This is a genomic window from Pseudomonas sp. St316 (assembly GCF_018325905.1).
In the GTDB taxonomy this organism is placed as follows: domain Bacteria; phylum Pseudomonadota; class Gammaproteobacteria; order Pseudomonadales; family Pseudomonadaceae; genus Aquipseudomonas.
Genome location: NZ_AP021901.1, coordinates 1,667,625 through 1,692,879, shown reverse-complemented (window position 1 = coordinate 1,692,879; position 25,255 = coordinate 1,667,625). Strand labels below are relative to the sequence as shown.

The window sequence follows — 25,255 nt, the reverse complement described above, 5'->3', positions numbered from 1 at the left end:
GCGTAACACTGAAAGTTTGGTGGGTGATGACGGGATCGAACCGCCGACATTCTGCTTGTAAGGCAGACGCTCTCCCAGCTGAGCTAATCACCCTTCACTTTCGATGCGGGGCGCATTCTCTCACAGTTTTTTGTAACGTGCTGATTTAATTAGCAAATTCAGCAAAAAACATGAGCAACGCACACCACAGGAACTCTAAACAGCAAAAAGCCCGCGTTAGCGGGCTTTCTGTGGTGACCTGGCGTTCAGTGTTCCAGGTTACCGAATATGGCGCAGCGGACGGGACTCGAACCCGCGACCCCCGGCGTGACAGGCCGGTATTCTAACCGACTGAACTACCGCTGCGCGTAACACGTTGAACGAATGGTGGGTGATGACGGGATCGAACCGCCGACATTCTGCTTGTAAGGCAGACGCTCTCCCAGCTGAGCTAATCACCCTTCGCTTTCGGTGTGGCGCGCATTCTACGGAGCACTCTTTAAGCTGGCAAGCACTTTTTAAATTAATTTTTTCAGGCCTTCCAAAGGCTTAGCGAAGGGTTGGCCTATGGCGCCGCGAAGAGAATAATGCCCACCTTTGTATAAAGGAGAGACTCACCCCATGTGGTTCAAAAACCTGCTTATCTATCGCCTGACCCAAGATCTGCCTTTTGATGCCGAGGCGTTGGAAACTGCACTGGCCAGCAAACTGGCGCGTCCATGTGCAAGCCAGGAGTTGACCACTTACGGTTTCGTCGCGCCGTTTGGCAAAGGCGAAGACGCACCGCTGGTGCACGTCAGCCAGGACTTCCTGCTGATCGCCGCGCGCAAGGAAGAACGCATCTTGCCGGGCAGCGTCGTACGCGATGCCCTGAAAGAAAAGGTCGAAGAGATCGAAGCCGAGCAAATGCGCAAGGTCTATAAAAAGGAGCGGGACCAGCTCAAGGATGAAATCATCCAGGCGTTCCTGCCCCGTGCCTTTATTCGCCGCTCCTCGACCTTCGCTGCCATCGCGCCGAAACAGGGCCTGATCCTGGTGAACTCGGCCAGCCCCAAGCGCGCCGAAGACCTGCTGTCCACCCTGCGCGAAGTCATCGGCTCGCTGCCGGTACGCCCGCTGACGGTCAAGATGGCTCCGACCGCCACCATGACCGACTGGGTCAAGACCCAGAAAGCCGCGGACGATTTCTTCGTGCTGGATGAATGCGAACTGCGCGACACCCACGAAGACGGCGGCATCGTGCGCTGCAAGCGCCAGGACCTGACCAGCGACGAAATCCAGCTGCACCTGAACACCGGCAAGGTGGTGACGCAACTGTCCCTGGCCTGGCAGGACAAACTGTCCTTCGTGCTCGACGACAAGATGGTGGTCAAGCGCCTGAAGTTCGAAGACCTGCTGCAGGACCAGGCAGAGCAGGACGGTGGCGACGAAGCACTCGGCCAACTGGACGCCAGCTTCACGCTGATGATGTTGACGTTCGGCGAGTTCCTGCCGGCGCTGGTCGAGGCGTTGGGCGGGGAAGAGATTCCGCAGGGGATCTAAGGTAACGGGTTACCCTTGTGGGAGCGAGCTTGCTCGCGATAGCGGCGCGACAGTCACAGAAATGTTGACTGATCCTCCGCTATCGCGAGCAAGCTCGCTCCCACATTAGTATTCGGTGTTCTTAATAATAAGGATCAGGTCATGCGCGCATTGGCTGCATTGAGCCGCTTCGTCGGCAATACCTTCGCTTACTGGGTACTGATTTTCGCGGTACTGGCATTCCTGCAACCGCAGTGGTTCGTCGGCCTGAAAATCGCCATCGTGCCGCTGCTGGGCCTGGTGATGTTCGGCATGGGCCTGGCCCTCAAGCTGGAAGACTTCGCCGAAGTCGCCCGCCGTCCGGGACGCGTAGCCTTGGGCGTGGTTGCCCAGTTCGTGATCATGCCCGGCACGGCATGGCTGCTTTGCCAAGTGTTCAGCCTGCCGCCGGAGATCGCTGTCGGCGTGATCCTGGTGGGTTGCTGCCCGAGCGGCACATCGTCCAATGTCATGACCTGGCTGGCTCGCGGTGATCTGGCCCTGGCCGTGGCGATTTCCGCCATCACCACCCTGCTCGCCCCTCTACTGACCCCGGCACTGATCTGGCTGCTGGCCTCGGCCTGGTTGCCGGTGTCGTTCTCGGCGCTGTTCTGGTCGATCCTGCAAATCGTCCTGTTGCCGATAGCACTGGGCATCGTTGCCCAACGCCTGCTGGGTGCCCGGGTTCGTCACGCCGTAGAAGTCCTGCCGCTGATATCCGTGGTAAGCATCGTGATCATTGTGGCGGCGGTGGTGGCGGCCAGTCAGGCGAAGATCGCCGAATCCGGTCTGCTGATCATGGCCATCGTAATGCTGCACAATAGTTTCGGTTATCTGCTGGGGTACTTCACCGGGCGTTTGTTCGGCTTGCCGCTGGCCCAGCGCAAGACTCTGGCCCTGGAAGTGGGCATGCAGAACTCCGGCCTCGGCGCGGCGTTGGCGAGTGCGCACTTTTCGCCGTTGGCGGCGGTACCCAGTGCACTGTTCAGCGTCTGGCACAATATTTCCGGGGCGCTGCTCTCGACGTACTTCCGTCGCATGAGTGAAAAACAGGACCGTGAGCTACAGGCCCGTCAAGCGGTGGACTGAAGGGCAATCTTGACCGAGTCGTCAGCATTGGGCATTCTTCGCCCAATGCGGGGACGGCCCCGCAACGCTAGAGCGAACGTTATCCGGGGACGACCCCATCCATCGATGAGGTGTGTGATGTCCTGGATCATTCTGTTTTTTGCCGGCCTGTTTGAAGTTGGCTGGGCTGTCGGCCTGAAATACACCGACGGTTTCAGCCGCCCTCTCCCCACTGCACTGACCATCGCCGCCATGGCGATCAGCCTCGGCCTGCTCGGCCTTGCAATGAAGGAACTACCGCTGGGTACGGCGTACGCGATCTGGACCGGGGTCGGTGCCGTGGGCACGGTGATCGCCGGGATCATTCTGTTTGGTGAATCGATGGCGCTGGTTCGGTTGGCCAGCGTGGCGTTGATCATTGCAGGGTTGATCGGGCTCAAGGTCAGCGCTTGAACTTTCCTTATGAAGCTAAACCTGTGGGAGCAAAGCTTGCTCGCGATGGCGTCCCTGAGATTGCCATCGCGGGCAAACCTTGCTCCCACAGGTCTTTGTTCTCACAGTTTTTCGTTCTAGCGGGCTGCCCCACGCAATTGCCCCACCAACGCCTGCAGTTTCGTCGGTTCCGCCTCTTCAACGGCTACCGCCGAACCCGCCACCAACGTCACCCGTGACCAGAACCGGCGAAACAACCCCTTGGCCGGATCGCGGCTAAAGAAACTGCCCCACAAACCCCGCAATGCCAGGGGAATCACCGGCACCGGGGTCTCCTGGAGGATGCGTGTCAGTCCGCTCTTGAACTCATTGATCTCACCGTCACCGGTCAATTTTCCTTCAGGGAAAATGCAGACCAGCTCGCCGTCCTTCAGGTATTGGGCGATTCGCTTGAAGGCTTTTTCGTAGATGTGAATGTCTTCCTGGCGCCCAGCAATCGGGATCGTCCCGGCGGTACGGAAGATGAAATTCAACACCGGCAGGTTGTAGATCTTGTAGTACATCACGAAACGAATCGGCCGACGCACCGCGCCGCCAATCAGCAAGGCATCGACAAAAGAGACGTGGTTGCAAACCAACAGTGCAGCGCCTTCATCCGGAATCGCCTCCAGGTTGCGATGCTCCACGCGGTACATGGAATGGCTCAGCAGCCAGATCATGAAACGCATGCTGAATTCAGGAACGATCTTGAAGATGTAGGCGTTGACGCCGATGTTCAGCAGCGACACCACCAGGAACAAGTGCGGGATCGACAGCTTGGCCAGGGTTAGCAAGACGATGGAGACAATCGCCGAGACCACCATGAACAAGGCATTGAGAATGTTGTTGGCGGCGATTACACGCGCCCGTTCGTTTTCAACGGTGCGCGACTGGATCAACGCATACAGCGGTACGATGTAGAAGCCGCCAAAGACACCGAGACCGAGGATGTCGATCAACACCAGCCAGGCGTGACCGAAACCGAGCACTTCAAGCCAACCATGGCCATCGACGCTGTCGGGGATTCCACCGGAATGCCACCACAACAGCAGGCCGAACACCGTCAGCCCGAACGAGCCGAACGGCACCAGGCCGATCTCGACTTTGCGCCCGGAAAGCTTTTCGCAGAGCATCGAACCCAAGGCGATTCCCACCGAAAACACCGTCAGAATCAAGGTCACCACGGTTTCGTCACCGTGCATCCACTCCTTGGCATAGGCAGGGATCTGCGTCAGGTAGATCGCACCGACGAACCAGAACCAGGAGTTGCCGACAATCGAACGGGACACGGCAGGGGTTTGCCCCAACCCCAGTTTCAGGGTGGCCCAGGACTGGCTGAAGATGTTCCAGTTCAGGCGCATTTGCGGCGAGGCCGCCGCCGCGCGCGGAATGCTGCGGCTGGCCAGGTAACCTAGCACGGCAACACCGATGATCGCGGTGGACACCACGGGTGCGTATTGCGCCGAGGACATCATGATCCCGGCGCCGATGGTACCGGCGAGGATCGCCAGGAACGTGCCCATCTCCACCAGCCCATTGCCGCCGACCAGTTCGTCCTCGCGCAAGGCCTGTGGCAGGATCGAGTACTTCACCGGGCCGAACAGCGCCGAATGCGTGCCCATGGCGAACAGCGCCACCAGCATCAGCGATAAGTGATCGAACAGAAACCCTACTGCGCCAACCGCCATGATGGCGATTTCGCCGAGCTTGATCAGACGAATCAAAGCGTCCTTGGCGAATTTTTCCCCGAACTGCCCTGCCAGAGCGGAGAACAGAAAGAACGGCAGGATAAACAGCAGCGCGCAGAGGTTGACCCAGATCGAGCGGTCCCCCTCGATGGTCAACTTATAGAGGATGGCGAGGATCAACGACTGCTTGAAAATGTTGTCGTTGAACGCGCCCAAGGACTGCGTGATGAAGAACGGCAGGAAACGCCGCGTACGAAGCAAGGTGAACTGCGAAGGGTGACTCATCTTCCATGTTCCTACAGTGGCGTGGACGCTTATTGGAATGAACGCTTTTCGATCCAGGCCACACATTACCTGTCTTTAGCGATTATTTCGCCAGCCCTGCAATACAGGGCGACACAAACAACTCACCGTGCCAGGCGCCCAGCACCGTACGCCGCCCGACGATCAGCCACATCACCACCAGCATCGACACCAGCGCAGCCCCGAACACGCTGAAAAAACCGAGGCCCAGCAGGTCCGCAAGCTTCAGTGTGGTCAGCGCGTACACGCCCAGAGGAAAGGTAAAGCCCCACCAGCCGAGGTTGAAGGGAATGCCTGCGCGCAGGTAACGCGCGGTGATCAGCAGCGCCATCAACATCCACCACAACCCCAACCCCCACAACGTGATGCCGGCCACCAGGCCCAACCCGGCGGCGATTTCACCCACGCCGGGCAGGCCATTAGCGGCAAAAATCAGCGGGGCATCGTTGCCCAGCAGCAACATGCCCAGGGCGCCGGTGCCGATCGGGCCGAGGGCCAGCCAGCTTGAGGCGGCCATGTTTTCGTGAGGCAGTTTGTGCAGGGCCATGCGCAACAGCAAAATCGTCAGGATGCTGAACGCCACCGGCAGGGAAAAGGCCCAGAGCACGTAGCTGGTCACCAGCATGACCAGTTGCCCATGAGCGTCGGCCAGATGCGGCGCCAACAGCCCGCCACTGGCCGCCGCGACTTCGGCGGCCACCACCGGCAAGAGCCACACGGCGGTCATTTGGTCGATACGGTGTTCCTGGCGGGTGAACATCAAGAATGGGATCAGCACCCCACAAGCCAGCGACATGGCCACGTCGACCCACCATAACGCCTCGGCCAAGGGCACCACCCCGTTCCCCCAGCGCGGTAGCCCAAACACCAGAAAGCCGTTGATGATGGTCGCCAGCCCCATGGGAATGGTGCCGAAAAACATCGAGACCGTTGAGTGGCCGAAGATCCGTCGCGCCTCGTTGAAGAACAGCACCCAACGGGCCGTGTACATGAGGGCGAACACCACGAACAATAGCGTATTGAACAACCACAAACCTTCACCCAAGAGGCGCAGGCCCGGCACATTCCCAGGCCATTGCGCCAAGGCCAGCGCCAGCACACCGGTGCCCATGATCACGGCAAACCAGTTAGGCGTGAATTGGCGAATGGCCTCCAGCGGCCTGGGCAAATGGCTCAAGGGACGCAGGCGGTTTTTTGCGGCGCAGCATGTCATGGCGAACTCCTGTCCTCGGATGAGGTGACGCCATGCTAGAGCCGGATCGAATATCTATATAACGGGTAATTTCTCTATATGTTATCGGTTTAATAGATAAATATCAGACGCTGCCTTCGGTCTCTATCACCAGGATTCTCGCTTCGCCCAAGGGCTTGGCCACATGCTCAGTGCCCACCGATGCGTAGAAAATGTCCCCGGCCTCCAGCAAGCTCTGCTTTTCGACACCCTCTTCCCGGTAGCACATCCGCACTTGCCCATCGAGCACCACAAAGACCTCCTCGCCGTCATTGACGTGCCATTTGTACGGCTGATCGGTCCAGTGCAGGCGCGTGGTGATGCCGTTCATGTTGGCGATATCCAGCGCCGCCCAAGCGCGGTCCCCGGTGAAGGATTTGCTGCGAATGATTTTCAAGGGATCGTCCGAAAAAAAGGCTGAGGCGCCAAGACTAACCCACTGCCAGCAGCGCCTGCATGCTTGGTTTCAAGGCCGCGCGCCATCGCTGACCGGCCTCATGGATTGACGTAACCCCAACAACGCGACGACACACAGCACAATCAACACCGCGCCATAGCCATCGGTGGTCGGGATCAATCCAAACACCCGCGTCAGGTTCCCCGCCAGCAGCGACGGCAGGCTGAAGGCCAGGTAACTGAGGACATAGAACGCCGACATCAAGCCGGCCCGTTCGTGGGGCAACGCCAGCGGCATGATGCTGCGCAGCGCGCCCAGGAATCCCGCACCAAAGCCGCCGCCAGTGACCAGCGTGCCCATGAAGAACAATGGCAAGCTAGCGTCATGCACCGCCACCAGCACCAATGCCAGGCCAATCACCAGCAAGCTCGCGGACAGGCGCAACATCTTGTCTGCGCCTTGGTTGCGCAACAGGTAAATGGATAACGCGCCGCTGAGGGTCAACACCGCCACCAGCGCGCCACCGATCAGATTGGAGGTCGATCCGGTTGCCGCTCGCACCAGGGACGGTGCCAGTGACAGGTAGAAACCGCCTACGGCCCAGGCCGCCAGGTCCAGTGGCAGGACCCGCCACAAGGCTTGCCGCGCCTGGAGCGGCACATGCAGGGTCGGCCACAGGGACTGCCAGGCACCGGGTTGCGAGCTGACGCTTTCCGCCAGGCGCCAGAGGTAAACGGCCTGAGCCAGGAACAAGCCCAACAAAAGCCAGTACGTCAGTTGCAAGGGCAACGGTGCGAACTCAGCCAGCAGGCCACAGCCCAGCGCCCCGCATGCCATGCCCAACAGCGGCGCGACACTGGTGATCAATGGGCCTTGGCGACGGTCGAAATCCAGCAAGGCAGCCCCCAGCACGCTGGTGGCCATGCCGGTGGCAAATCCCTGGATCAATCGGGCACTGATCAACCAGGCAACGCTGTCGGCACGGATAAACAGCAGCATCGCCAGCATATTGAGCAACAGCGCCACGAAGATCACCGGTTTACGGCCCAGGTAATCCGACAGCGAACCCACGGTCAGCAAGGCCGCCAACAGGCTGAAGGCGTACACACCGAAAATCAGCGTCAGCACCGCCGGGGAAAATTGCAATTGTTCCTGGTAGAGGTGATACAACGGCGTCGGCGCGCTGGACGCGGCGAGAAAACCGAGCAAGGTGAGCGCCAGGAATATCAGGCTGGCGCGGGTCGAAGCTGGACGGGACATGGGCACGCTCCACAGGAATATTCGCAAAGGCTAATTTTTTGCTTTTGCGGAGTGTGCTACCAGCGTGTGCTTAAAGCAAATTCTTTGTGTTAAGGTCTGACGCATGGCAATTAAAGAAGGTTTACGCCCCGGCGGTCGAAGCGCCCGGGTCCAAGAGTCGATTCATTCGGCGGTCCGCGACCTGCTGCAAGAGCAGGACCGTGCGACCCTGACCGTGCCGCAAATCGCTGCGCGCGCCGGGGTGACGCCGTCCACCATCTACCGGCGCTGGGGTGATCTGCCGGCGCTGCTGGCTGACGTCGCCATCGCCCGTTTGCGCCCCGACAGCGAACCCGCCAACACCGGCAGCCTGCGCGGCGACCTACTCGCCTGGGCCGAACAGTACCTGGATGAAATGTGTTCCGAGCCCGGTCGCAACATGATGCGCGACATCCAGGCATGCGCCACTCCAGGGTATTGCGTGGGGGTCATCAGCCGTCAGTTGCAGATCATCCTGGATCGCTACCCCGATGAACCCAACCCGGGCGTCGAACGGCTGATCAATGTGGTGGTGGCACCGACGGTGTTCCGCATCCTCTTTGCCAGCGCGCCGTTGGCGGTTGAGGAGTTGCATCGGTTGGTGGATATCGCGCTGGGTCAGTGACGACGCCATCGCGAGCAGGCTCGCTCCCACATGGGTTCCAAGGGCGTCCAAAGAACGAGTGTTCACCGCAAATCCCGTGGGAGCGAGCTTGCTCGCGATGAGGACCGCCCAAACACCTCAATCCCCACCTGCGACACCCCAACACGCCTCGACCTTGGTCGACACTGACGAACCCGAGCGGGCATGCGAGACTGTCCTGCCGGGCTCAAGACCCGGTGTCTTTGTCCGGGAGTTTCCATGTCGCTGTCCAGCGGGCTGATCGCCGTTGTCGCCCTGGCCTATATGGCCATCATGTTTGCCATCGCCTTCTACGGCGACCGGCGCAGCACGCCGCTGCCGCCGCGGGTGCGGGCCTGGGTCTACAGCCTGTCGCTGGCGGTGTATTGCACCAGTTGGACGTTCTTTGGCGCCGTCGGCCAGGCCGCCGAACAGCTCTGGTCATTCCTGCCGATCTACCTCGGGCCGATCCTGCTGCTGGTGCTGGCGCCGTGGGTCCTGCAGAAAATGGTGATGATCAGCAAACAGGAGAACATCACCTCCATCGCCGACTTCATCGCCGCCCGCTATGGCAAGTCCCAATCCCTGGCGGTGGTGGTCGCGCTGATCTGCCTGGTCGGCGTGCTGCCGTACATCGCCTTGCAACTCAAGGGCATCGTGCTCGGGGTGAACCTGTTGATCGGCGCTGGCGCCGATGCCATGGGCACCCGTGCCCAGGACACCGCGCTGATCGTCTCGCTGATCCTGGCCTTGTTCACCATCCTGTTCGGTACCCGCAACCTCGACGCCACCGAACACCACCGTGGCATGGTGCTGGCGATTGCCTTCGAATCCCTGGTCAAGCTGTTCGCCTTCCTGGCCGTTGGCGCGTTCGTGACGTTCGGCCTCTATGACGGCTTCGACGACCTGTTCGACCAGGCGATGCTCGCCCCTCGCCTGGAGCAATACTGGAAAGAAACCATCAACTGGCCGTCCATGGTGGTGCAAACCGGGGTGGCGATGATGGCGATCATCTGCTTGCCGCGGCAGTTCCACGTGACCGTGGTGGAAAACATCGAACCTCAGGACCTGCGCCTGGCCAAGTGGGTATTCCCCGCCTACCTGGCCCTGGCCGCGCTGTTCGTGGTGCCCATCGCCCTCGCCGGGCAAATGATGCTGCCCAGCTCGGTACTGCCGGACTCGTTCGTCATCAGCCTACCGCTGGCCCAGGCACATCCGGCCCTGGCGGTATTGGCGTTCATCGGTGGCGCCTCGGCGGCCACCGGCATGGTGATCGTCGCGAGTGTGGCGCTGTCCACCATGGTCTCCAACGACATGTTGTTACCGTGGCTGCTGCGCCGCAACAACGCCGAACGGCCCTTCGAAGTGTTCCGCCAGTGGATGCTGTCGGTGCGTCGGGTGAGCATCGTGGTGATCCTGTTGCTGGCCTACGTCAGCTACCGCCTGCTGGGTTCGACGACGAGCCTGGCGACCATCGGCCAGATCGCCTTCGCCGCCGTGACCCAACTGGCTCCGGCCATGCTCGGCGCACTGTACTGGAAACAGGCCAACCGCCGCGGCGTGTTCGCCGGCCTCGCCATGGGGATTTTCCTGTGGTTCTACACCTTGGTGTTACCGATCGCCGCTCACAGCCTGGGCTGGTCGCTCACGAGCTTCCCCGGCCTGGCCTGGTTGCACGGCAATCCATTGAACCTGCCGATTACCCCTCTGACCCAAGGGGTGGTCCTGTCCCTGGCCGGTAACTTCACGCTGTTTGCCTGGGTGTCCGTGCTGTCGCGCACACGCGTCTCGGAACACTGGCAGGCCGGACGCTTCATCGGTCAGGAAATCAGCGCCCGCCCCAACCCCCGTTCAATGCTGGCGGTGCACATCGAAGACCTGTTGCAACTGGCCGCCCGTTTCGTCGGCGAGGAGCGGGCGCGGCAGAGTTTCATTCGCTTTGCCTACCGCCAGGGCAAAGGCTTCAATCCGACCCAGAACGCCGACAGCGAATGGATCGCCCACACTGAACGCCTACTGGCCGGTGTACTCGGGGCGTCATCGACCAGGGCCGTGGTAAAAGCCGCCATTGAAGGTCGGGAGATGCAGCTCGAAGACGTCGTCCGGATCGCGGACGAAGCCTCGGAAGTACTGCAGTTCAACCGTGCCCTGCTGCAAGGCGCCATCGAGAACATCAGCCAGGGCATCAGTGTGGTCGACCAGTCCCTCAGGCTGGTGGCCTGGAATCGTCGCTACCTGGAACTGTTCAAGTATCCGGACGGCTTGATCAGTGTTGGCCGGCCCATCGCCGACATCATCCGCTACAACGCCGAACGTGGCCTTTGTGGCCCAGGCGAAGCCGAAGTCCACGTCGCCCGACGCCTGCACTGGATGCGCCAGGGCCGCGCCCATACCTCTGAACGACTGTTCCCCAATGGCCGGGTGATCGAGCTGATCGGCAACCCGATGCCCGGTGGCGGCTTCGTCATGAGTTTCACCGACATCACCGCCTTTCGCGAGGCCGCGAAAGCGCTGACCGAAGCCAACGAAGGGCTGGAACAACGGGTGGCCGAACGCACCCGGGAATTGTCTCAACTGAACGTGGCCCTGACCGAAGCCAAGAGCACCGCCGAGGCGGCCTATCAGTCCAAGACCCGGTTCCTGGCCGCAGTCAGCCACGACCTGATGCAACCGCTCAACGCCGCGCGCCTGTTCTCTGCCGCGCTGTCCCACCAGCACGAAGGTTTGCCAAGCGAGGCCCGGCAACTGGTGCAGCATCTGGACAGTTCGCTGCGCTCCGCTGAAGACCTGATCACCGACCTGCTGGACATCTCCCGCCTGGAAAACGGCAAGATCAACCCCGACCGCAAGCCGTTCGTCCTCAACGAGTTGTTCGACATCTTGGGCGCCGAGTTCACGGCGCTGGCCCAGGAACAAGGCCTGAAATTCCGAATGCGCGGCTCGCGGCTGCGGGTCGACAGCGACATCAAGTTGTTGCGGCGGGTTTTGCAGAACTTCCTCACCAACGCCTTCCGCTATGCCAAGGGCCCGGTGTTGCTGGGGGTACGTCGGCACAACGGCGAGTTGTGCCTGGAAGTCTGGGATCGCGGGCCGGGCATCGCCGAGGATAAGCTGCAGGTCATTTTCGAGGAGTTCAAACGCCTGGACAGTCACCAGACCCGCGCCGAAAAGGGTCTGGGCCTGGGCCTGGCCATCGCCGACGGGCTATGCCGCGTGCTGGGCCATACCTTGCGCGTGCGCTCCTGGCCGGGGCGTGGCAGCGTGTTCAGCGTCAGCGTTCCCTTGGCCCATACACAGGCCGTCGTACCGAGCCCCACTGCCGAGCCCAACGGTCATTTGCCAAGCGGCGCCCAGGTGCTCTGTGTCGATAATGAAGACAGCATCCTGATCGGCATGAACAGCCTGCTGACACGCTGGGGTTGCCAGGTGTGGACGGCGCGCAACCGGGAAGAATGTGAGCGTTGGCTGGTCCAGGGCGGCCGACCGCAACTGGCGCTGGTGGATTTTCATCTGGACGACGGCGAGACCGGCACCGAGCTGATGGCCTGGTTGCGCACACGCATGGGCGAGCCGGTGCCGGGGGTGGTCATCAGCGCCGACGGCCGACCTGAGATGATCGCCCAGGTGCATGCCGCAGGCCTGGATTACCTGGCCAAGCCGGTGAAACCGGCGGCATTGCGGGCGTTGTTGAGCCGGCATTTACCGTTGTAATTCGGAGAAATGGAGGCCCTGTGCAAGGGCATCTTGTGGGAGCAAGGCTTGCCCGCGATGGCGGTCTCAAGGATGTCATCGCGAGCAAGCTTTGCTCCCACAGAGGACCTCACCACAAGTTTCTGCTTCAGCCTTGGGTTAGTGTTTCAGCCCTGGGTTTTCTCGCTGGCTTCTTCCGGCAACTCTGGCAACCCATCCGCATCGCTCATCGCCCGTTCGAGCAATTCGCTGGGCAAGCTCTTGCTGGCCCGGGCGCCGAGCAGTTTGAGCTGTTCGCTGCGGCTGATCAGGTTGCCGCGCCCTTCCGTCAGTTTGTTGCGCGCCGCGCTGTAGGCTTTGTCCAGCTGCTGCAAGCGACTGCCGATCTCATCCAGGTCCTGGATGAACAGGACGAATTTGTCGTACAGCCACCCGGCCCGCTCGGCGATTTCCCGAGCGTTCTGGCTCTGGCGCTCCTGTTTCCACAGGCTGTCGATCACCCGCAGCGTTGCCAGCAGGGTGGTCGGGCTGACGATCACGATGTTACGGTCGAAGGCTTCCTGGAACAGGTTCGGCTCGGCTTGCAGGGCGGCGGAAAACGCGGCTTCGATCGGCACGAACAACAACACGAAATCCAGGCTGTGCAAACCGTCCAGGCGTTTGTAGTCCTTGCCGGCCAAGCCTTTGACGTGGGCTCGCAACGACACCACATGCTGCTTGAGGGCGAGCTGGCCGATGGCGTCGTCTTCGGCGGCCACGTACTGCTGATAGGCCGTGAGGCTGACCTTGGAATCGACCACCACTTGCTTGTCGCCGGGCAGATAAATCAACACGTCTGGCTGGAAACGCTCACCGTCCGGGCCCTTGAGGCTGACCTGGGTCTGATACTCGCGGCCCTTCTCCAGGCCGGCATGTTCGAGCACCCGCTCCAGAATCAGTTCGCCCCAGTTGCCTTGGGTCTTCTGCCCCTTGAGCGCGCGGGTGAGGTTGGTCGCCTCGTCGCTCAGGCGCAGGTTCAGTTGTTGCAAGCGCTCCAGCTCCTTACCCAGGGAGAAACGTTCCCGGGCCTCGGCCTGATAACTTTCTTCGACGCGCTTTTCAAAGGACTGGATGCGCTCCTTCAGCGGATCGAGCAACTGGCCCAGGCGCTGGTGGCTGGTCTCGGCAAAGCGCTGCTCACGCTCGTCGAAGATCTTCCCGGCCAGCTCGGCGAACTGTGCCCGCAACGCGTCGCGCGAACCTTGCAGATCATCCAGACGTTGCTGATGGCTTTCCTGCTGCTCGCGCAGTTCGGCATGCAACGACGCCGCCTGAGCATCGAGCCGCCGCAGTTCCGCTTCCTTGTTGGCGCGCTCGAGGTTCCAGACGTGGGCCGCATCCCGGGCGTTGTCGCGCTCGATCTGCAACAACTCGACTTCACGACAGGCGGCGGCAAGCTCGGCCTGCTTGGCGGCGTTGGCCTGGCTCAGGTCGCTGATCTCATCACGGCAGGCATCGAGCTGGGCATTGAGGCCGTCGTGGGCCATGTGCGCGGTGGTCAGGCGCTCTTCCAGCAGGGCCTGTTCGTTCTGCGCGGCACTGGCTTGGCGTTGCAGGTGCCAGGCCAATGCCAGCAGCGGCACCGCAGCGCCTGCCAGGCCAAGCAACAGGCTGGTCAAATCCATAGCCATGACAATTCCTGCCGATCAAATAAAGCCCGAAGGTTAACCAAGCGGCTGGGGGTTGCCCAGCGCGGTCTTCGTTTTCAGCTTTCGATTTCACCGAGGGCCCGGCGGGCTCGATCATCGCCGGCTCGCGCGGCTTGGCGCAGCAGGTCGTGACCAATGCGGCGATCCCGGGCGTTGCCACATTCACGGCACATCAACTGCCCGAGGCGACTTTGCGCGGCCACCACGCCTTCACGAGCCGGTTGCTTGAGCAGACGGCCGGCCAAGTGCTTGACGCTGGGGCTGTCCCCCAGTCGCGGGCTGTCGAGCAGCCACTCAGCCACCCGCATCGAAATACGCTTGGGCGGGGTAACACCAGAGGGTGTGGAGGTAACAGGATTTGATACTGAGCGAAACTTCATAAAACACTGTGGGACAGATCGGAAGGCGCGCCACTCTACTCCTTTTTTCGTACGGGTAAAGCCGAAAAAAACCAGCACGCCCGTGCTAGAGCAAGCGCTTGGGACAATCCACAGAAGCTGTGGATAACTCAGTGGACAACCCACCCTGAACTCGCGCAAAGCCCTGTGGAACGGGGCCTGCGCTCAAACTGACGATTTTTTCACCAGTAAAAAAAAGCGATGTTTTTCATTGACTTAAATTTTGGATACAGGCACCCACCCCGGATTGTTTCGACATGACAGGACAGTGACAAGTGGTGCCGCGAGTGTGCACAAGTAACAGCCGAACTGGTTATAACGCTGCGTTTTTTTGGCGCATCTGGCGGTAAAACCTGGGGATAAACCTCATGCCCTACACGCGACGTCGGTGACGCGCGCGCACCTGCACACACTTGAATCCTGTGCTACGCGTCCGACTCCTCACCACGGTTTATCGAACTTTTGAATATTTTTTAACCAACACCCTTCCCTTCATGGTTCCGATCCGTTAGTATCCGCGGCGTTAGTACCAAGCTGAAAGTCAATTCCGGGTCGAACACATCTCCACGGTCAGCCATCCTTCAAAGGACGCCTCATCGAAAAAAGGAGACCGGCCCCCTCGATGGTTTCCAGGTAAACCTTGCGTCAACACAGCCTTTGATCGAATGCAAAGGGTGTTGCCAGGCTCATTACTCTGACCGAACCAACCTGCAAATTGATCAGGATCTTCACCCCGGGCCCAGAACCTTTGCCCTTGATGTGTTGCCTGCCCTCCTAAGTACCTACCTGCCAGCCCAAGCGCGCACTTTATATAGCGCTCAAACTGGCTGCTTTGTTCCAGTCGGGTTCTTCGTTCGACCAATGGTGGTCGACGTTACTGGAACGTTTTAACGTTGCACGGTTCTTAACCGTGTCATTTGTAGGAACACCCATAACATGTCTACTCAAATCCATGCACAGGATGCTATCCGCACCCTAACCAACGCTTTTGCCCCGATGAACTGCCTGATCATGGCCGCTCGCAAAGGCTGCTTCAGCTTCACCCTGGTCAACGAACACGGCATCGCCCGTCACAGCGAACGCCTGTACCCCGATCAGTACTCCAGCGCCGAACCGCTGCAGGCCGTGATCGAGCGTACCCGCCAGGCACTGGTTGCCTGAGACGCCAGAAAGACTGAAAACCCAAAGGCCCCGCCCAGAAAGCGGGGCTTTTTATTGCCTGGAATTTCTCGATCAAGCGAAACGGCGTAAGTACCAAGGGATATAACAGTTATAACCGTTCGTTGAAGATGTTTTAAAAACAGTCCTTTACAACGCAAATATGACACTACACTTCAAGTCAAGCGGCATGATCCGCTTCCGGCGGGGCCTGGACCGATCCACCGCTGCCAAGCCCACACTCTTCAGGCTCCGCCCCTTTCACACTTCGAGGGTTTTATGGGTATCGCTGCCAGCGAACTGTGTCGATATGTGATCCGCCCGACGCTCCTCTACCTTGAGCGTCATAGCGCAACGGCGGAATCCTTGTTGCTGGGTATTGCCGCCAGCCAGTCCGCCCTGGGTTCAGCCCTGCATGATCGCCGCGGGCATGGCCTGTATCGCATTACCGAGCCCCGACACCAGGCACTCTGGGATCATTACCTGGCGCTGGACCCGGAACGTGCCAGCCTGGTACGCGGCCTGGCCAGCCAGCACGCCTTTCTCAGCGGCCCGCACCTGGAGTTGACCGTCAATTTGCGCTATGCCACCGCCATCGCCTGGCTGCTGGTCGAGGAACAGAACACCCCGCTTCCTGAAGCCGATGACCTGCTTGGCATGGCCCGCATCTGGCGACAAACCTTTCACCCCCAAGGACGCCTGCGAGATTTCACCTGCGCCTGGCGAAGCTGTGTTTCACCCCTGAACCAGGTCGCTTGCTGATGGGAAATTTGGAAACTTCCTACAACGGTCGCGAATCTGGTCGGATTGTCCTACAAAACCCCTCTAAATCAAGCGATACGGGCTATAGCGCTTGAAGGAAAATGTTGGTAATTTTCGCGTCGGTGATCACCAGGAGTTCTAACAATGAAAAAAATGATGCTCAAAACCACCCTTGGCCTTGCCGTAACCTTGGCATCCACTCAACTTTTCGCCAGTGGCTTTGCCTTGAACGAACAAAGCATCAGTGGCATGGGCACTGGTTTCGCAGGTCGTTCTTCCGCTGCCGATGATGCAAGCACCGTATTTGGCAACCCTGCCGGCATGTCGCGCCTCAAGCGCCAACAGGTCACGGGTGGCTTCGCGGCCATTGATGCTTCCACCGACATCAAAGATGCCAGCGGTACGCAGTCCGGTACCAACAAGGGCGACATGGTCCCGCTGACCGGCGTTCCGATGGGTTATTACGTCAAGCCTATCGATGATCAGTGGGCTTTCGGCCTGGGTGTCTACGCACCGTTTGGCCTGATCACCGATTATGAAAATGGCTTCCAGGGCGGCAACTTCGGCAGCAAGAGCGAAGTGAAGGTCGTCACGTTCCAGCCAACCGTCAGCTATGCCTTCAACGACAAGGTATCGATCGGTTTCGGCCCGACTATCAACCGTATCTCCGGCGCACTGGAATCGACCCTGAGCACACCACTGTCGCCTAACGATGGCGACGTGAAGATCAAGGGCGACGACATTGGTTATGGCTACAACATCGGCGTGCTGGTCCAGGCGACCGATACCACCCGTGTTGGCCTGACCTATCACTCCAAGGTCAAGTACAAGCTTGAAGGCCACACCGAAATCAGTCCCGGGGCGGGCACTCCTCCCGGCTTCCTGAGTGACGCGCGCTACGATGCTTCGCTGGACATTACGACACCCGAATCGGTGGACTTTTCGGTCACCCAGCAAATCAATGATGCCTGGACCGTCTACGCCGGTAGCACCTGGACGCGCTGGAGCCGCTTGAAAGAAATCACCGTGAAGAATGACGGTGTGACTGGCCCCCTGGCTCCAAACTTCTTCACCAACATCACCGAAGAACAAAACTGGCACGACACCTGGGCCTACGCCATTGGTACTTCCTACCAGTTGAACAAACAGTGGGTACTGCGTACCGGCCTGTCCTTCGACCAGGCCCCCACCAACAACACCGACCGCTCGCCACGCATCCCGACCGGCGACCGGACCATCTTCAGCCTCGGTGCCGGCTGGAGCCCAACCGACGACCTGACCATCGACGTGGCCTACTCCTACCTCAAGGAAGAAAAAGTCAACGTCAGCGGCAGCAATGCCCTCGGCCAGTCCTACAACGCCAAATATGAAAACAGCGCCAACGGTTTCGGTGTGGGTGCAACCTACCGCTTCTGATGTTTCACGGCGAACCTGAACCCCTCGCCACCTGAAGCGAAAAAAAGCCCCGCATTCTGCAAAGAAGCGGGGCTTTTTCGTGGCTGGCGATCAGGGCTTCGAGGCAATGGCCGCCTCTACCGCCTTGATGAAATCGGGATCGTCAGGCTTGATCCGGCTGGAAAAACTGCCAACGACATTGCCCTGGCGGTCCACCACGTACTTGTAGAAATTCCATTTCGGCGCGCCGGATTGTTCAGCCAGGTGCCTGAACAGCGGTATCGCATCCGCACCACGCACCGGCTGTGGTTCGGTCATGGTGAAAGTCACCCCGTAGTTGACGTAGCAGACCTTGGCGGTTTCAGCCCCGTCCTTGGCTTCCTGCTTGAAGTCATTGGAAGGCACACCCAGCACCTGCAACCCTTGGTCCTTGTAGCGTTGATTAAGCGCCTCGAGGCCTTTGAACTGGGGGGCGAAGCCGCAGAAGCTGGCGGTGTTGACCACCACCAGCGGCTTGCCGGCGAAGCGTTGGCACAGGTCGATGGTTTCCTTGGCCCGCAACTTGGGCAAGGAACCCTCCAGCAACGGCGGGCAACCGGCGGCCCAGACGTGCCCGGTCGCAGCCAGCAACAGGGCGGGAACAGCAAACCAGCGCATCAACATGTCGATTTTCCTAGAAAGCATTTCAGACCACGACGTTACTCGCAGCGTCCGATGCCGTCCATTGTTCAACACACCCCCATGCCCAACTGCATCAAGGCCAACCCGCCCTGATGCCAGCCCCACCAGGCGAAGGCCAGCAACACGCCGGCGCCGAGCGCCACCAGCCACGGGCCGACGCGACTCATGCGGCACCGACCTGGGCTTGCAGGCGCGCCACCGGACGCTCACGCACCGGCCAGTTCAGCGCCGCCGCCAGCAGGCTGAGGAGGATCGACACCTGCCAGATCAAATCGTAGCTGCCGGTGCGGTCATACACCACTCCACCCAGCCAGCCACCGAGAAACGAGCCCAATTGGTGGAACAGGAACACGATCCCACCCAGCATCGAGAGATTTCGCACACCGAACAGGGTGGCGACGGTGCCGTTGGTCAAGGGCACGGTGGACAGCCAGAGCAACCCCATTGCCATGCCGAACAGATAGGCCGTGGTGGTGGTCACCGGCAGCCACAGGAACAGGCCGATCACCACGGCACGTATCAGGTACAGGCCGGTCAGCAAGCGCGGCTTGGACATGCGCCCGCCCAGCCAACCGGCGGTGTAGGTACCGAAGATATTGAACAGGCCGACCAGGGCCAGCACCGTTGTGCCAACGCTGGCAGCCAAGTGCTGGTCCACCAGGTAGGCCGGCAAGTGCACGCCGATGAACACCACCTGGAAACCACACACGAAAAACCCCAGGGCCAACAACCAGAATCCCGAATGGCTGCACGCCTCGCGCAACGCTTCGGACAAGGTCTGCTCATGGCCGGACACCGGCAGCGGCGCATCCTTGAGCATGCTCACCAACGGCACGATCAGCGCCACCAGCAGACCCAGCACCAACAACGCCGCCGACCACCCCAGCCAGCCGATCAGCCCCAGCGTGCCCGGCAACATGGCGAACTGGCCGAAGGAACCGGCGGCACTGGCGATGCCCATGCCCAGGCTGCGTTTCTCCGGCGGCACGGCGCGCCCAACCACGCCGAGGATCACCGAAAACGACGTGCCGGACAGGCCGATGCCGATCAACAGCCCGGCGCTCAACGACAACGACCAGGCCGAATCCGACAGCCCCATGAACACCAGGCCGATGGCATACAGGACCCCACCGACCAGCACCACTTTCGCCGCGCCGAAGCGGTCGGCCAACGCACCGGTGAACGGCTGCGCAATGCCCCATACCAGGTTCTGCAAGGCGATGGCAAAGGCGAATACCCCGCGGCCCCAGCCGAACTCGGCACTCATGGGCGCCAGGAACAGGCCGAAGCCATGCCGCACGCCCAGGGACAACGCCAGGATCAGCGCACTGCCCACCAGGACCCAACCACAGGTACGCCACATCGATGTCATTCTTATTCTCCGCTCGCGGGTATATACCCGCTTGTTATCGAACGAACCGGCTTCACGCCAGTTCATCCAGCAAGGCCAGCAACGCTGTGCGCTTTTCGGCGCCCAGCTTATCGATCAACCGTTGTTGCGCCGCTTCCCAGGCCGGCAACGCCGCGGCCAACCGGGCACTCCCGGCCTCGGTGAGTTCGACGATGCGGTTGCGCAAGTCTTCACCCTCGGCCAGCTTCACCAGCCCCTCCCCTTCGAGCACCCGCAGGTTCCGCCCCAGGGTGCTGCGATCCAGGCCCATGGCCTCGGCCAGGGAAGAAATACTCGGCTGGTCCAGGCGCGCCAGGTTGCTCAGCAAAGAATACTGGGCAACGTTGATCCCGAAGCCGTCGAGAGCGCCGTCGTAATACCTGCTGACGCCACGGGCGGCACGACGCAGGTTGATGCATAAACATTGGGAAGGAAGCATGGTGCGTGTATATACCCGTGGTTGCCGGAATGCAAATTTTAAAGGGTGCGATTCCCGTCCCTTGCGTCCTGCACCTGTAATGTCTGACAGGTTTCAGAGGGCTTGAATCGAGCTATAACGAACCCGTGCCTCCAGCCCTGTTTAGGGGCCCGAAGAAGGGCCGTGCGAACCATGCCATCAAGCAGTAGGTAGATTGCGCCGCCCCCACGCCATCAATGATGATGAATGGGAGAATTTTCATGTACCACGCCACCGTTGTTCCTGGACATCCGTCGCCCTACCAGACCCGCCTCCATTCCACGGAGAGCAAACAGCCTCCAGCCGTCCGGCTGACAAACCGGGAAAAGGAGTTCCTGCAGTGGAGCGAGGTTGGCAAATCTTCCTGGGAGATTGCCGTGATCGTCGATTGCAGCGAGGCCAATGTGAATTATCACTTCAATAACATTCGCCGAAAATTCGGGGTCAGTTCGCGTCATCTGGCGGGGAAGATTGCGCGTGAGCAGGGGTTGATCTAAGAGTTGCGATGAAGTCTCGGCGGACGGAACGCTATTCGACTCTCCGGGTTTGAGCTCCCTGAGCTATACGCGCAATCACCGCTACATTTTCGACACAATGCCTGTGAGGATACGCGTGTACCTCACAGGCACCTTTATGTGCTGGATCAGCCCCACGAGCTTTTTAATACCCCATAGCCATAACCAGTCCAGCAGATGGAAATAACTTCGAAAATGCAGCGATCGCCGTAACCGCACTAATCACGGAAAGCACTACCTTCAAAGTACCTTTTGTCTTGGCAGCGCCTACACCGGTACCGATCGCTGCCAGCCCAAAAAACAACACACCTAATAGCGCATGCCCACCCGGATCAAGCTTACCCGGGTCGCCTTTACAATACGCGTATACATTTAACCCGCCCCCCAAAACGGACTCCAACTGTCTGGACTGTGAATATCATCAACACCGGGTTGAACGCCCGATAACCATTCCCCAACAAATACCAACTAGTTTTCGCTTCCCGCCGCTCGCCGTTGAATCCCAAATGACTCCTGACCGACGCCTCATCGGCGCGATGGCCGTACGGCGAGTAAACAACCCTCTTGATTGCGCTCTAACTGACCTCACCTAGCACGCTGTTCTTGTGATCCCCGGCCAACAACAACGACTTTGGGTCGGCACCGACCTGATGCTCGGCGAGCACAATGCCCTCTGCGTGTATGAAAGTACTGCTATTGGCGCCTTTGATCTGGCTCGTCAATTCACCGTCCTGATAGAAGCGCTGCTCTTGCCCACCCCCATCGTCCAGGCCAGTCAGCGTGTCCAGTGGATCGTAGCTGTAGCCGGCAGAGGGGTCGCCCGGCAGGCCGCTGACGGAGGTCAAGCGACCAAGGGGGTCGTATTCAAGCGTGCGGTTTTCTTCGTCGCGGACAAGGTGACCGTCCAAGTTGTAGTCCAACTCTATGCTGGCCGGATAATCCGCGTGGTTATTGGTGACTCTACGCAACTGTGTCGGATCGAGCTGCGTGTCGTAAGTGTAGGTCGCCCGGTTGATGCCGCCATCAAAGTAGGTCAGCACCAGTTTGATATTGTCCAACGCGTCGAACGAGAACACTTGGCGGTTGATGGGTTTGCCATAGGGATCAATCGGCGGCTGGGTGCCCGTACACGTGTAGTCAGTCAGACGTCCACGCAAGTCATAGGTATAGGATTCGTCACGCAGCACGACGTCCCCTTGGCTCAAGGTCCGCTGTTTCAGACCATCGACATCGTTGTAGACCTGGCTCAGTTGCTGCGCCACCCCATCGAGGTCGAAGGTGCGCAAGGTTTCACGACCGAACTCGTCGTACTGCAACGTAATGCCTAAGCTTTGCCCACTGAGGCTATCGTGAGTGTGAATACTTGCCGTCTGGCCCAGCGAGTCGTAGGTAAACGTCGAGACAGTCGTACCCAGTTGCGTTTGCTCCAAGCGTCCTTGAGCGTCATAGGTATAACTTTGTTCCTGTTCCAGGACATCAGTGTAGGCACACAAGCGACCGAGTCGGCTGTAGCGGTAATGCATGGTGTATTCGCTACCGTCTACTATTCGCCGCTCGCTTTTCGGCTCACCGGTGCTGTAGTACTCACGGATGAGCTGCAAGCCTTGCTCCTGGCAACTGGTCAGGCGCGCGTTCTTGCGGTCGTACTCGTAGTCGGCCAGGATACTTCCCGCCAGGTTCCGCCGCAGAGGTTCGGTCCCCAACTCCGGCTGATACTCGTATTCGATGACTTTGCCACTAGGGGTGGTCACCGTATGGGGTTGCGTTTGCCCGGGTTCATAGGTGAACAACTGCTCGCGACCGCCAGTACTCGACTGAGTCATACGGTCAAGACCATCGAATTGCTGGGTCCCAAGTTCAATATCATTGACGCTGATGGAAACTGGCAGGTCCTCGCGACTGTGCGCGGCATAGCTGCGCCGAACCACAGCGGTGTCCGGTAGTGTGTTTTCGGTGACCCGGTCGAAAGCGTCGTAGCTATAGAGTGTCACGCGCTCCAGCTCGGGGAAGCCGACAATCTCTTTTACGGTCCGCCCAAGCCCATCATAGAAATATCGATGCAGGCTGACCGGCTGCTCGGATAAATCGAACCGTTCGGTACGGGTCGGTTTTTCGAACAGGTTAAGCCAGGTCTCGGTGACGCCACTGACTTTCGCAGTGGGTACAAAGCCTTCGCGCCAACTGCGTTGAATCGGTCCTAACGACTCGGACGTGCCAATCGGGTCGGTCTGCTCGAACGTCTTCACACCCTCCGGGCCGGTGACACAGTATTGCGTGCCCCAGTCGTCGTATGCGTATTGCGTCGTCAGAATCCGTACATCCTCACCCAACCAGTCGTGCTCGGATTCCTTGATGAGATTACCGAATACGTCGTAATCGGCAGCATAGACCTGACGCGGCGTGCTGGCACGACTGGGATTATCCGCATCGTCCCGCTCTTCGTAGATCGCTCGGTTGAGCCCGTCAAATTTCGTACAGGTTTTGACCTGTTTGACATCAAACAGCCATTGTTCGGCCTGATCTCCAGCATTGGCACAAAGAAAATACTCATAGCTGCGGAACGCCGCAAAAGCGGTGCCGGGCGCGACGGTTTCACGGGTCACTCGCAGAAGCGCGTCATAGTCATAGTGGATTTCCACATTGTTGTCATCGCGGTTGAGCAGAGGTTCGCCGTTGAGCACCGAATGCCACAATGTGACGACTTTCTGTACGTTCTTTCCATACTTACCATCGGGTTCGTGGTCAAAACCGGCCAGGGTTTCGACCGTCTGCAGCACGCTTTCCTTGAACAAGGGGCTGTCGAGCGTGCTGTAGGCATAGTCGGTGAGGGTGGATTTTCCATTCAAGGTCACCGTCTGGCGCGAGACGCGACCATGCAGGAAGGCATCGGTCCGCGCGTCGATATGGTCGAAGAGCGTCCGCTCCAGTTCGATCTCGCCGGCCCCAAGCTGCACCAGCGTCTGGCTCTCGACCGTGAGCCACTGCTTCAACGGCAAGTCCTGCGGCGGACAATCCTCTGGCAGGCAGTCCCCCAGTTCCGACAAGCCCTTGTAGCGATAGCGGGTGGATAGCGTCGGGGCCTGGCCATTGGGCGACGACGCGGGGGTGACGGTTTGTTCTTTCAGGTTGCGCACAAAGCCCTCGGGATCGGCCGGGCAACCATCGCCACCCGCGGCGGGATACCAAGTGCTGTTCTCGACAACGCCATTGGCTTGGGTCTGCTCTCGCAAATTGCCGTACGTGTCGTACGTGTTGCTGACGGTTTCACTACGCCTGCGGTTCGGATTATTGAGCAGCGACCAAGTGGTCCTGATTGTCCTGGGCAATTGGCAGTAATTGGGTTGCTGGTCGAACTCCACATTGGGGGTCAGGTAATACGCAGTTTCGACCGCCTGGACGTTGTTGTTCTGGGTGGTCGTTTCGTGAGTCAGCAAATGGAACTGATTGAATTTGCGTTCGATTTTCCGTACCGGACGCGGTTCCGGTTCCAAGTCATCAGGGGCCCAGAGGGTTTCAATGCACACGTACTCGTAGGCGCCAATGTGCTTATAGAGATTGTCGAGGCCGTCGTTATCCCAGGCCAGACGCAGACCGTGTCCCAGGAAGTTCGTTTCGGTGTCGCTGTCCGGGAGCTTGTAGGTGTAGCGGACATCGATCTGCGGCTGACCAAAGCCAGGCTCGGTGAGGTGTCGGGTCACACGGGGCAATGGCCTGTGACCGCTGCCGTCCGGGAACTGGTGGCCGGTGTCCTGATAGAAGATGTCCTCGCGCCCGCCCGTGGGTGTCTCTACCCACGTGATGCAGAGATTATCGCGGATACGGCTATAGCCAAAACGCCAGGATGCTTCGTTGCCCGTTGGCAGCGTGATGCGAGTGACGTATTTGTCAGCGCCTTCCAGGGCCATGGTGAATCGCGCCAACGGGCCGCCATCAGGGCCGCCGAACGGCTGCAGCAGCACTTCGACAAACGTACTCTGGCGGTCAAGCATCAGCACGGTCTGGCCCGCTTCATCCTTGACCCAGGCCAGTATCTGCTGAGCGCCGCTGAACGGCGTATAGCCGAGGGTAACCTTATGCCCCGTGGGTGAACGAATCTCTACCGGTAAGGCGACCTTGTTCTGGTCGCTGCCCAGCACTTCGAGTATCTCCACCAGGCCGGACTTATGCACGACCCGGTAATGGGCCTCGTCCTGTTGGTGGAAATGGAAGCTGTCGAGTTTTTTTTCCTTCATCACCAACTGACCACTGGCACTGTCGCTACCGGTCACCTTGAAGGTTTCCCCCGTGCTCAGGGACAGGATCTGGTTGCTGGGGGTGTATTGCGACAATTGCAGGTTCCAGCCATGGCCATAGCCACTGTCGCGTGTATTGAGTGGGTTGTACGCCAGTTGCAGTGGAAGATCGGGCCCGCGCAGGTGATTGGCTTTAACGTCGGGTAAGCTGATCGCAAATGTATATTGCCCGGTGCGGGGGTCCACGCCGCCTTCCATAAAACTCATGAAGTTGAAAGCATTGGAATGTACA

At 59.7% G+C, this 25,255-nt stretch carries 20 protein-coding genes and 3 tRNA genes; 9 read left to right on the top strand and 14 right to left on the bottom strand.

What is annotated here, in order from left to right; genetic code table 11:
• Positions 1 to 17: 17 nt before the first annotated feature.
• The 3 genes from KI237_RS07575 to KI237_RS07565 all read right to left on the bottom strand — a co-directional run bounded on the left by KI237_RS07575 (position 18) and on the right by KI237_RS07565 (position 440).
• Positions 18 to 93, bottom strand: a tRNA-Val gene (locus KI237_RS07575).
• A 175-nt stretch (positions 94 to 268) separates the two neighbouring features.
• Positions 269 to 345: transfer RNA gene (locus tag KI237_RS07570), tRNA-Asp, on the bottom strand.
• 19 nt (positions 346 to 364) lie between these two features.
• Positions 365 to 440, bottom strand: a tRNA-Val gene (locus tag KI237_RS07565).
• Positions 441 to 600: 160 nt separating this feature from the next.
• Between KI237_RS07565 and rdgC the strand changes: the two genes are divergently transcribed.
• The 3 genes from rdgC to sugE all read left to right on the top strand — a co-directional run bounded on the left by rdgC (position 601) and on the right by sugE (position 3,060).
• Complete coding sequence (gene rdgC, locus KI237_RS07560; RefSeq protein WP_014339706.1) at positions 601 to 1,521, top strand: recombination-associated protein RdgC; 921 nt, start codon at positions 601 to 603, stop codon at positions 1,519 to 1,521.
• Positions 1,522 to 1,662: 141 nt separating this feature from the next.
• Positions 1,663 to 2,628: a bile acid:sodium symporter family protein gene (locus KI237_RS07555; RefSeq protein WP_212799427.1), complete on the top strand. Its 966-nt coding sequence runs from the start codon at positions 1,663 to 1,665 to the stop codon at positions 2,626 to 2,628.
• A gap of 117 nt (positions 2,629 to 2,745) precedes the next feature.
• Positions 2,746 to 3,060 (top strand): quaternary ammonium compound efflux SMR transporter SugE, encoded by a 315-nt coding sequence (gene sugE, locus KI237_RS07550; protein ID WP_039594604.1) that lies wholly within the window; start codon positions 2,746 to 2,748, stop codon positions 3,058 to 3,060.
• A gap of 116 nt (positions 3,061 to 3,176) precedes the next feature.
• Here the strand turns inward: sugE and KI237_RS07545 are convergent, their stop codons facing one another.
• The 4 genes from KI237_RS07545 to KI237_RS07530 form a co-directional block, all read right to left on the bottom strand.
• Positions 3,177 to 5,051, bottom strand: coding sequence for an MFS transporter (locus KI237_RS07545; RefSeq protein ID WP_212799426.1), 1,875 nt, complete (start codon positions 5,049 to 5,051; stop codon positions 3,177 to 3,179).
• 82 nt (positions 5,052 to 5,133) lie between these two features.
• Positions 5,134 to 6,282: a TDT family transporter gene (locus tag KI237_RS07540; RefSeq protein WP_212799425.1), complete on the bottom strand. Its 1,149-nt coding sequence runs from the start codon at positions 6,280 to 6,282 to the stop codon at positions 5,134 to 5,136.
• A 103-nt stretch (positions 6,283 to 6,385) separates the two neighbouring features.
• A complete protein-coding gene (locus KI237_RS07535; protein ID WP_212799424.1) occupies positions 6,386 to 6,697 on the bottom strand; it encodes a cupin domain-containing protein in 312 nt (103 codons plus the stop codon).
• Positions 6,698 to 6,766: 69 nt separating this feature from the next.
• Positions 6,767 to 7,957: an MFS transporter gene (locus KI237_RS07530; protein WP_212799423.1), complete on the bottom strand. Its 1,191-nt coding sequence runs from the start codon at positions 7,955 to 7,957 to the stop codon at positions 6,767 to 6,769.
• A gap of 103 nt (positions 7,958 to 8,060) precedes the next feature.
• Here KI237_RS07530 and KI237_RS07525 point away from each other — a divergent pair, with 103 nt between their 5' ends.
• Positions 8,061 to 8,600, top strand: a complete 540-nt coding sequence (locus KI237_RS07525; protein ID WP_212799422.1) for a TetR/AcrR family transcriptional regulator — start codon at positions 8,061 to 8,063, stop codon at positions 8,598 to 8,600.
• A 237-nt stretch (positions 8,601 to 8,837) separates the two neighbouring features.
• Positions 8,838 to 12,308: a hybrid sensor histidine kinase/response regulator gene (locus tag KI237_RS07520; protein ID WP_212799421.1), complete on the top strand. Its 3,471-nt coding sequence runs from the start codon at positions 8,838 to 8,840 to the stop codon at positions 12,306 to 12,308.
• Positions 12,309 to 12,454: 146 nt separating this feature from the next.
• On the opposite strand, the gene KI237_RS07515 is transcribed toward KI237_RS07520, so the two are convergent.
• Together KI237_RS07515 and KI237_RS07510 are read right to left on the bottom strand one after the other, a co-directional pair.
• Positions 12,455 to 13,843, bottom strand: a complete 1,389-nt coding sequence (locus tag KI237_RS07515) for a DNA recombination protein RmuC (protein WP_249410746.1) — start codon at positions 13,841 to 13,843, stop codon at positions 12,455 to 12,457.
• A gap of 188 nt (positions 13,844 to 14,031) precedes the next feature.
• Positions 14,032 to 14,355, bottom strand: a complete 324-nt coding sequence (locus KI237_RS07510) for an SEL1-like repeat protein (protein ID WP_212799419.1) — start codon at positions 14,353 to 14,355, stop codon at positions 14,032 to 14,034.
• Positions 14,356 to 15,309: 954 nt separating this feature from the next.
• Between KI237_RS07510 and KI237_RS07505 the strand changes: the two genes are divergently transcribed.
• From KI237_RS07505 to KI237_RS07495, 3 genes are all read left to right on the top strand, one after another.
• A complete protein-coding gene (locus KI237_RS07505; RefSeq protein WP_003204606.1) occupies positions 15,310 to 15,534 on the top strand; it encodes a hypothetical protein in 225 nt (74 codons plus the stop codon).
• Between the two features lie 276 nt (positions 15,535 to 15,810).
• Positions 15,811 to 16,293, top strand: coding sequence for a hypothetical protein (locus KI237_RS07500; protein WP_212799418.1), 483 nt, complete (start codon positions 15,811 to 15,813; stop codon positions 16,291 to 16,293).
• 144 nt (positions 16,294 to 16,437) lie between these two features.
• Positions 16,438 to 17,709, top strand: a complete 1,272-nt coding sequence (locus tag KI237_RS07495) for an OmpP1/FadL family transporter (protein ID WP_212799417.1) — start codon at positions 16,438 to 16,440, stop codon at positions 17,707 to 17,709.
• A 90-nt stretch (positions 17,710 to 17,799) separates the two neighbouring features.
• Here the strand turns inward: KI237_RS07495 and KI237_RS07490 are convergent, their stop codons facing one another.
• The 3 genes from KI237_RS07490 to KI237_RS07480 all read right to left on the bottom strand — a co-directional run bounded on the left by KI237_RS07490 (position 17,800) and on the right by KI237_RS07480 (position 20,198).
• The gene (locus KI237_RS07490; RefSeq protein ID WP_212799416.1) at positions 17,800 to 18,351 is read right to left on the bottom strand and encodes a glutathione peroxidase; all 552 of its coding nucleotides are present in this window, start codon (positions 18,349 to 18,351) and stop codon (positions 17,800 to 17,802) included.
• 181 nt (positions 18,352 to 18,532) lie between these two features.
• On the bottom strand, positions 18,533 to 19,741 hold the full coding sequence (locus KI237_RS07485; protein ID WP_212799415.1) for an MFS transporter: 1,209 nt from the start codon (positions 19,739 to 19,741) through the stop codon (positions 18,533 to 18,535).
• Positions 19,742 to 19,793: 52 nt separating this feature from the next.
• Positions 19,794 to 20,198, bottom strand: a complete 405-nt coding sequence (locus KI237_RS07480; RefSeq protein ID WP_212799414.1) for a MarR family winged helix-turn-helix transcriptional regulator — start codon at positions 20,196 to 20,198, stop codon at positions 19,794 to 19,796.
• A gap of 239 nt (positions 20,199 to 20,437) precedes the next feature.
• Between KI237_RS07480 and KI237_RS07475 the strand changes: the two genes are divergently transcribed.
• Entirely contained in the window at positions 20,438 to 20,713 is a 276-nt protein-coding gene (locus tag KI237_RS07475; RefSeq protein WP_212799413.1) for a helix-turn-helix transcriptional regulator, read from the top strand.
• Positions 20,714 to 21,084: 371 nt separating this feature from the next.
• Here the strand turns inward: KI237_RS07475 and KI237_RS30345 are convergent, their stop codons facing one another.
• Together KI237_RS30345 and KI237_RS07465 are read right to left on the bottom strand one after the other, a co-directional pair.
• A complete protein-coding gene (locus KI237_RS30345) occupies positions 21,085 to 21,237 on the bottom strand; it encodes a hypothetical protein (protein ID WP_249410703.1) in 153 nt (50 codons plus the stop codon).
• 69 nt (positions 21,238 to 21,306) lie between these two features.
• Positions 21,307 to 25,230, bottom strand: coding sequence for an RHS repeat domain-containing protein (locus KI237_RS07465; protein WP_249410702.1), 3,924 nt, complete (start codon positions 25,228 to 25,230; stop codon positions 21,307 to 21,309).
• Positions 25,231 to 25,255: the final 25 nt, after the last annotated feature.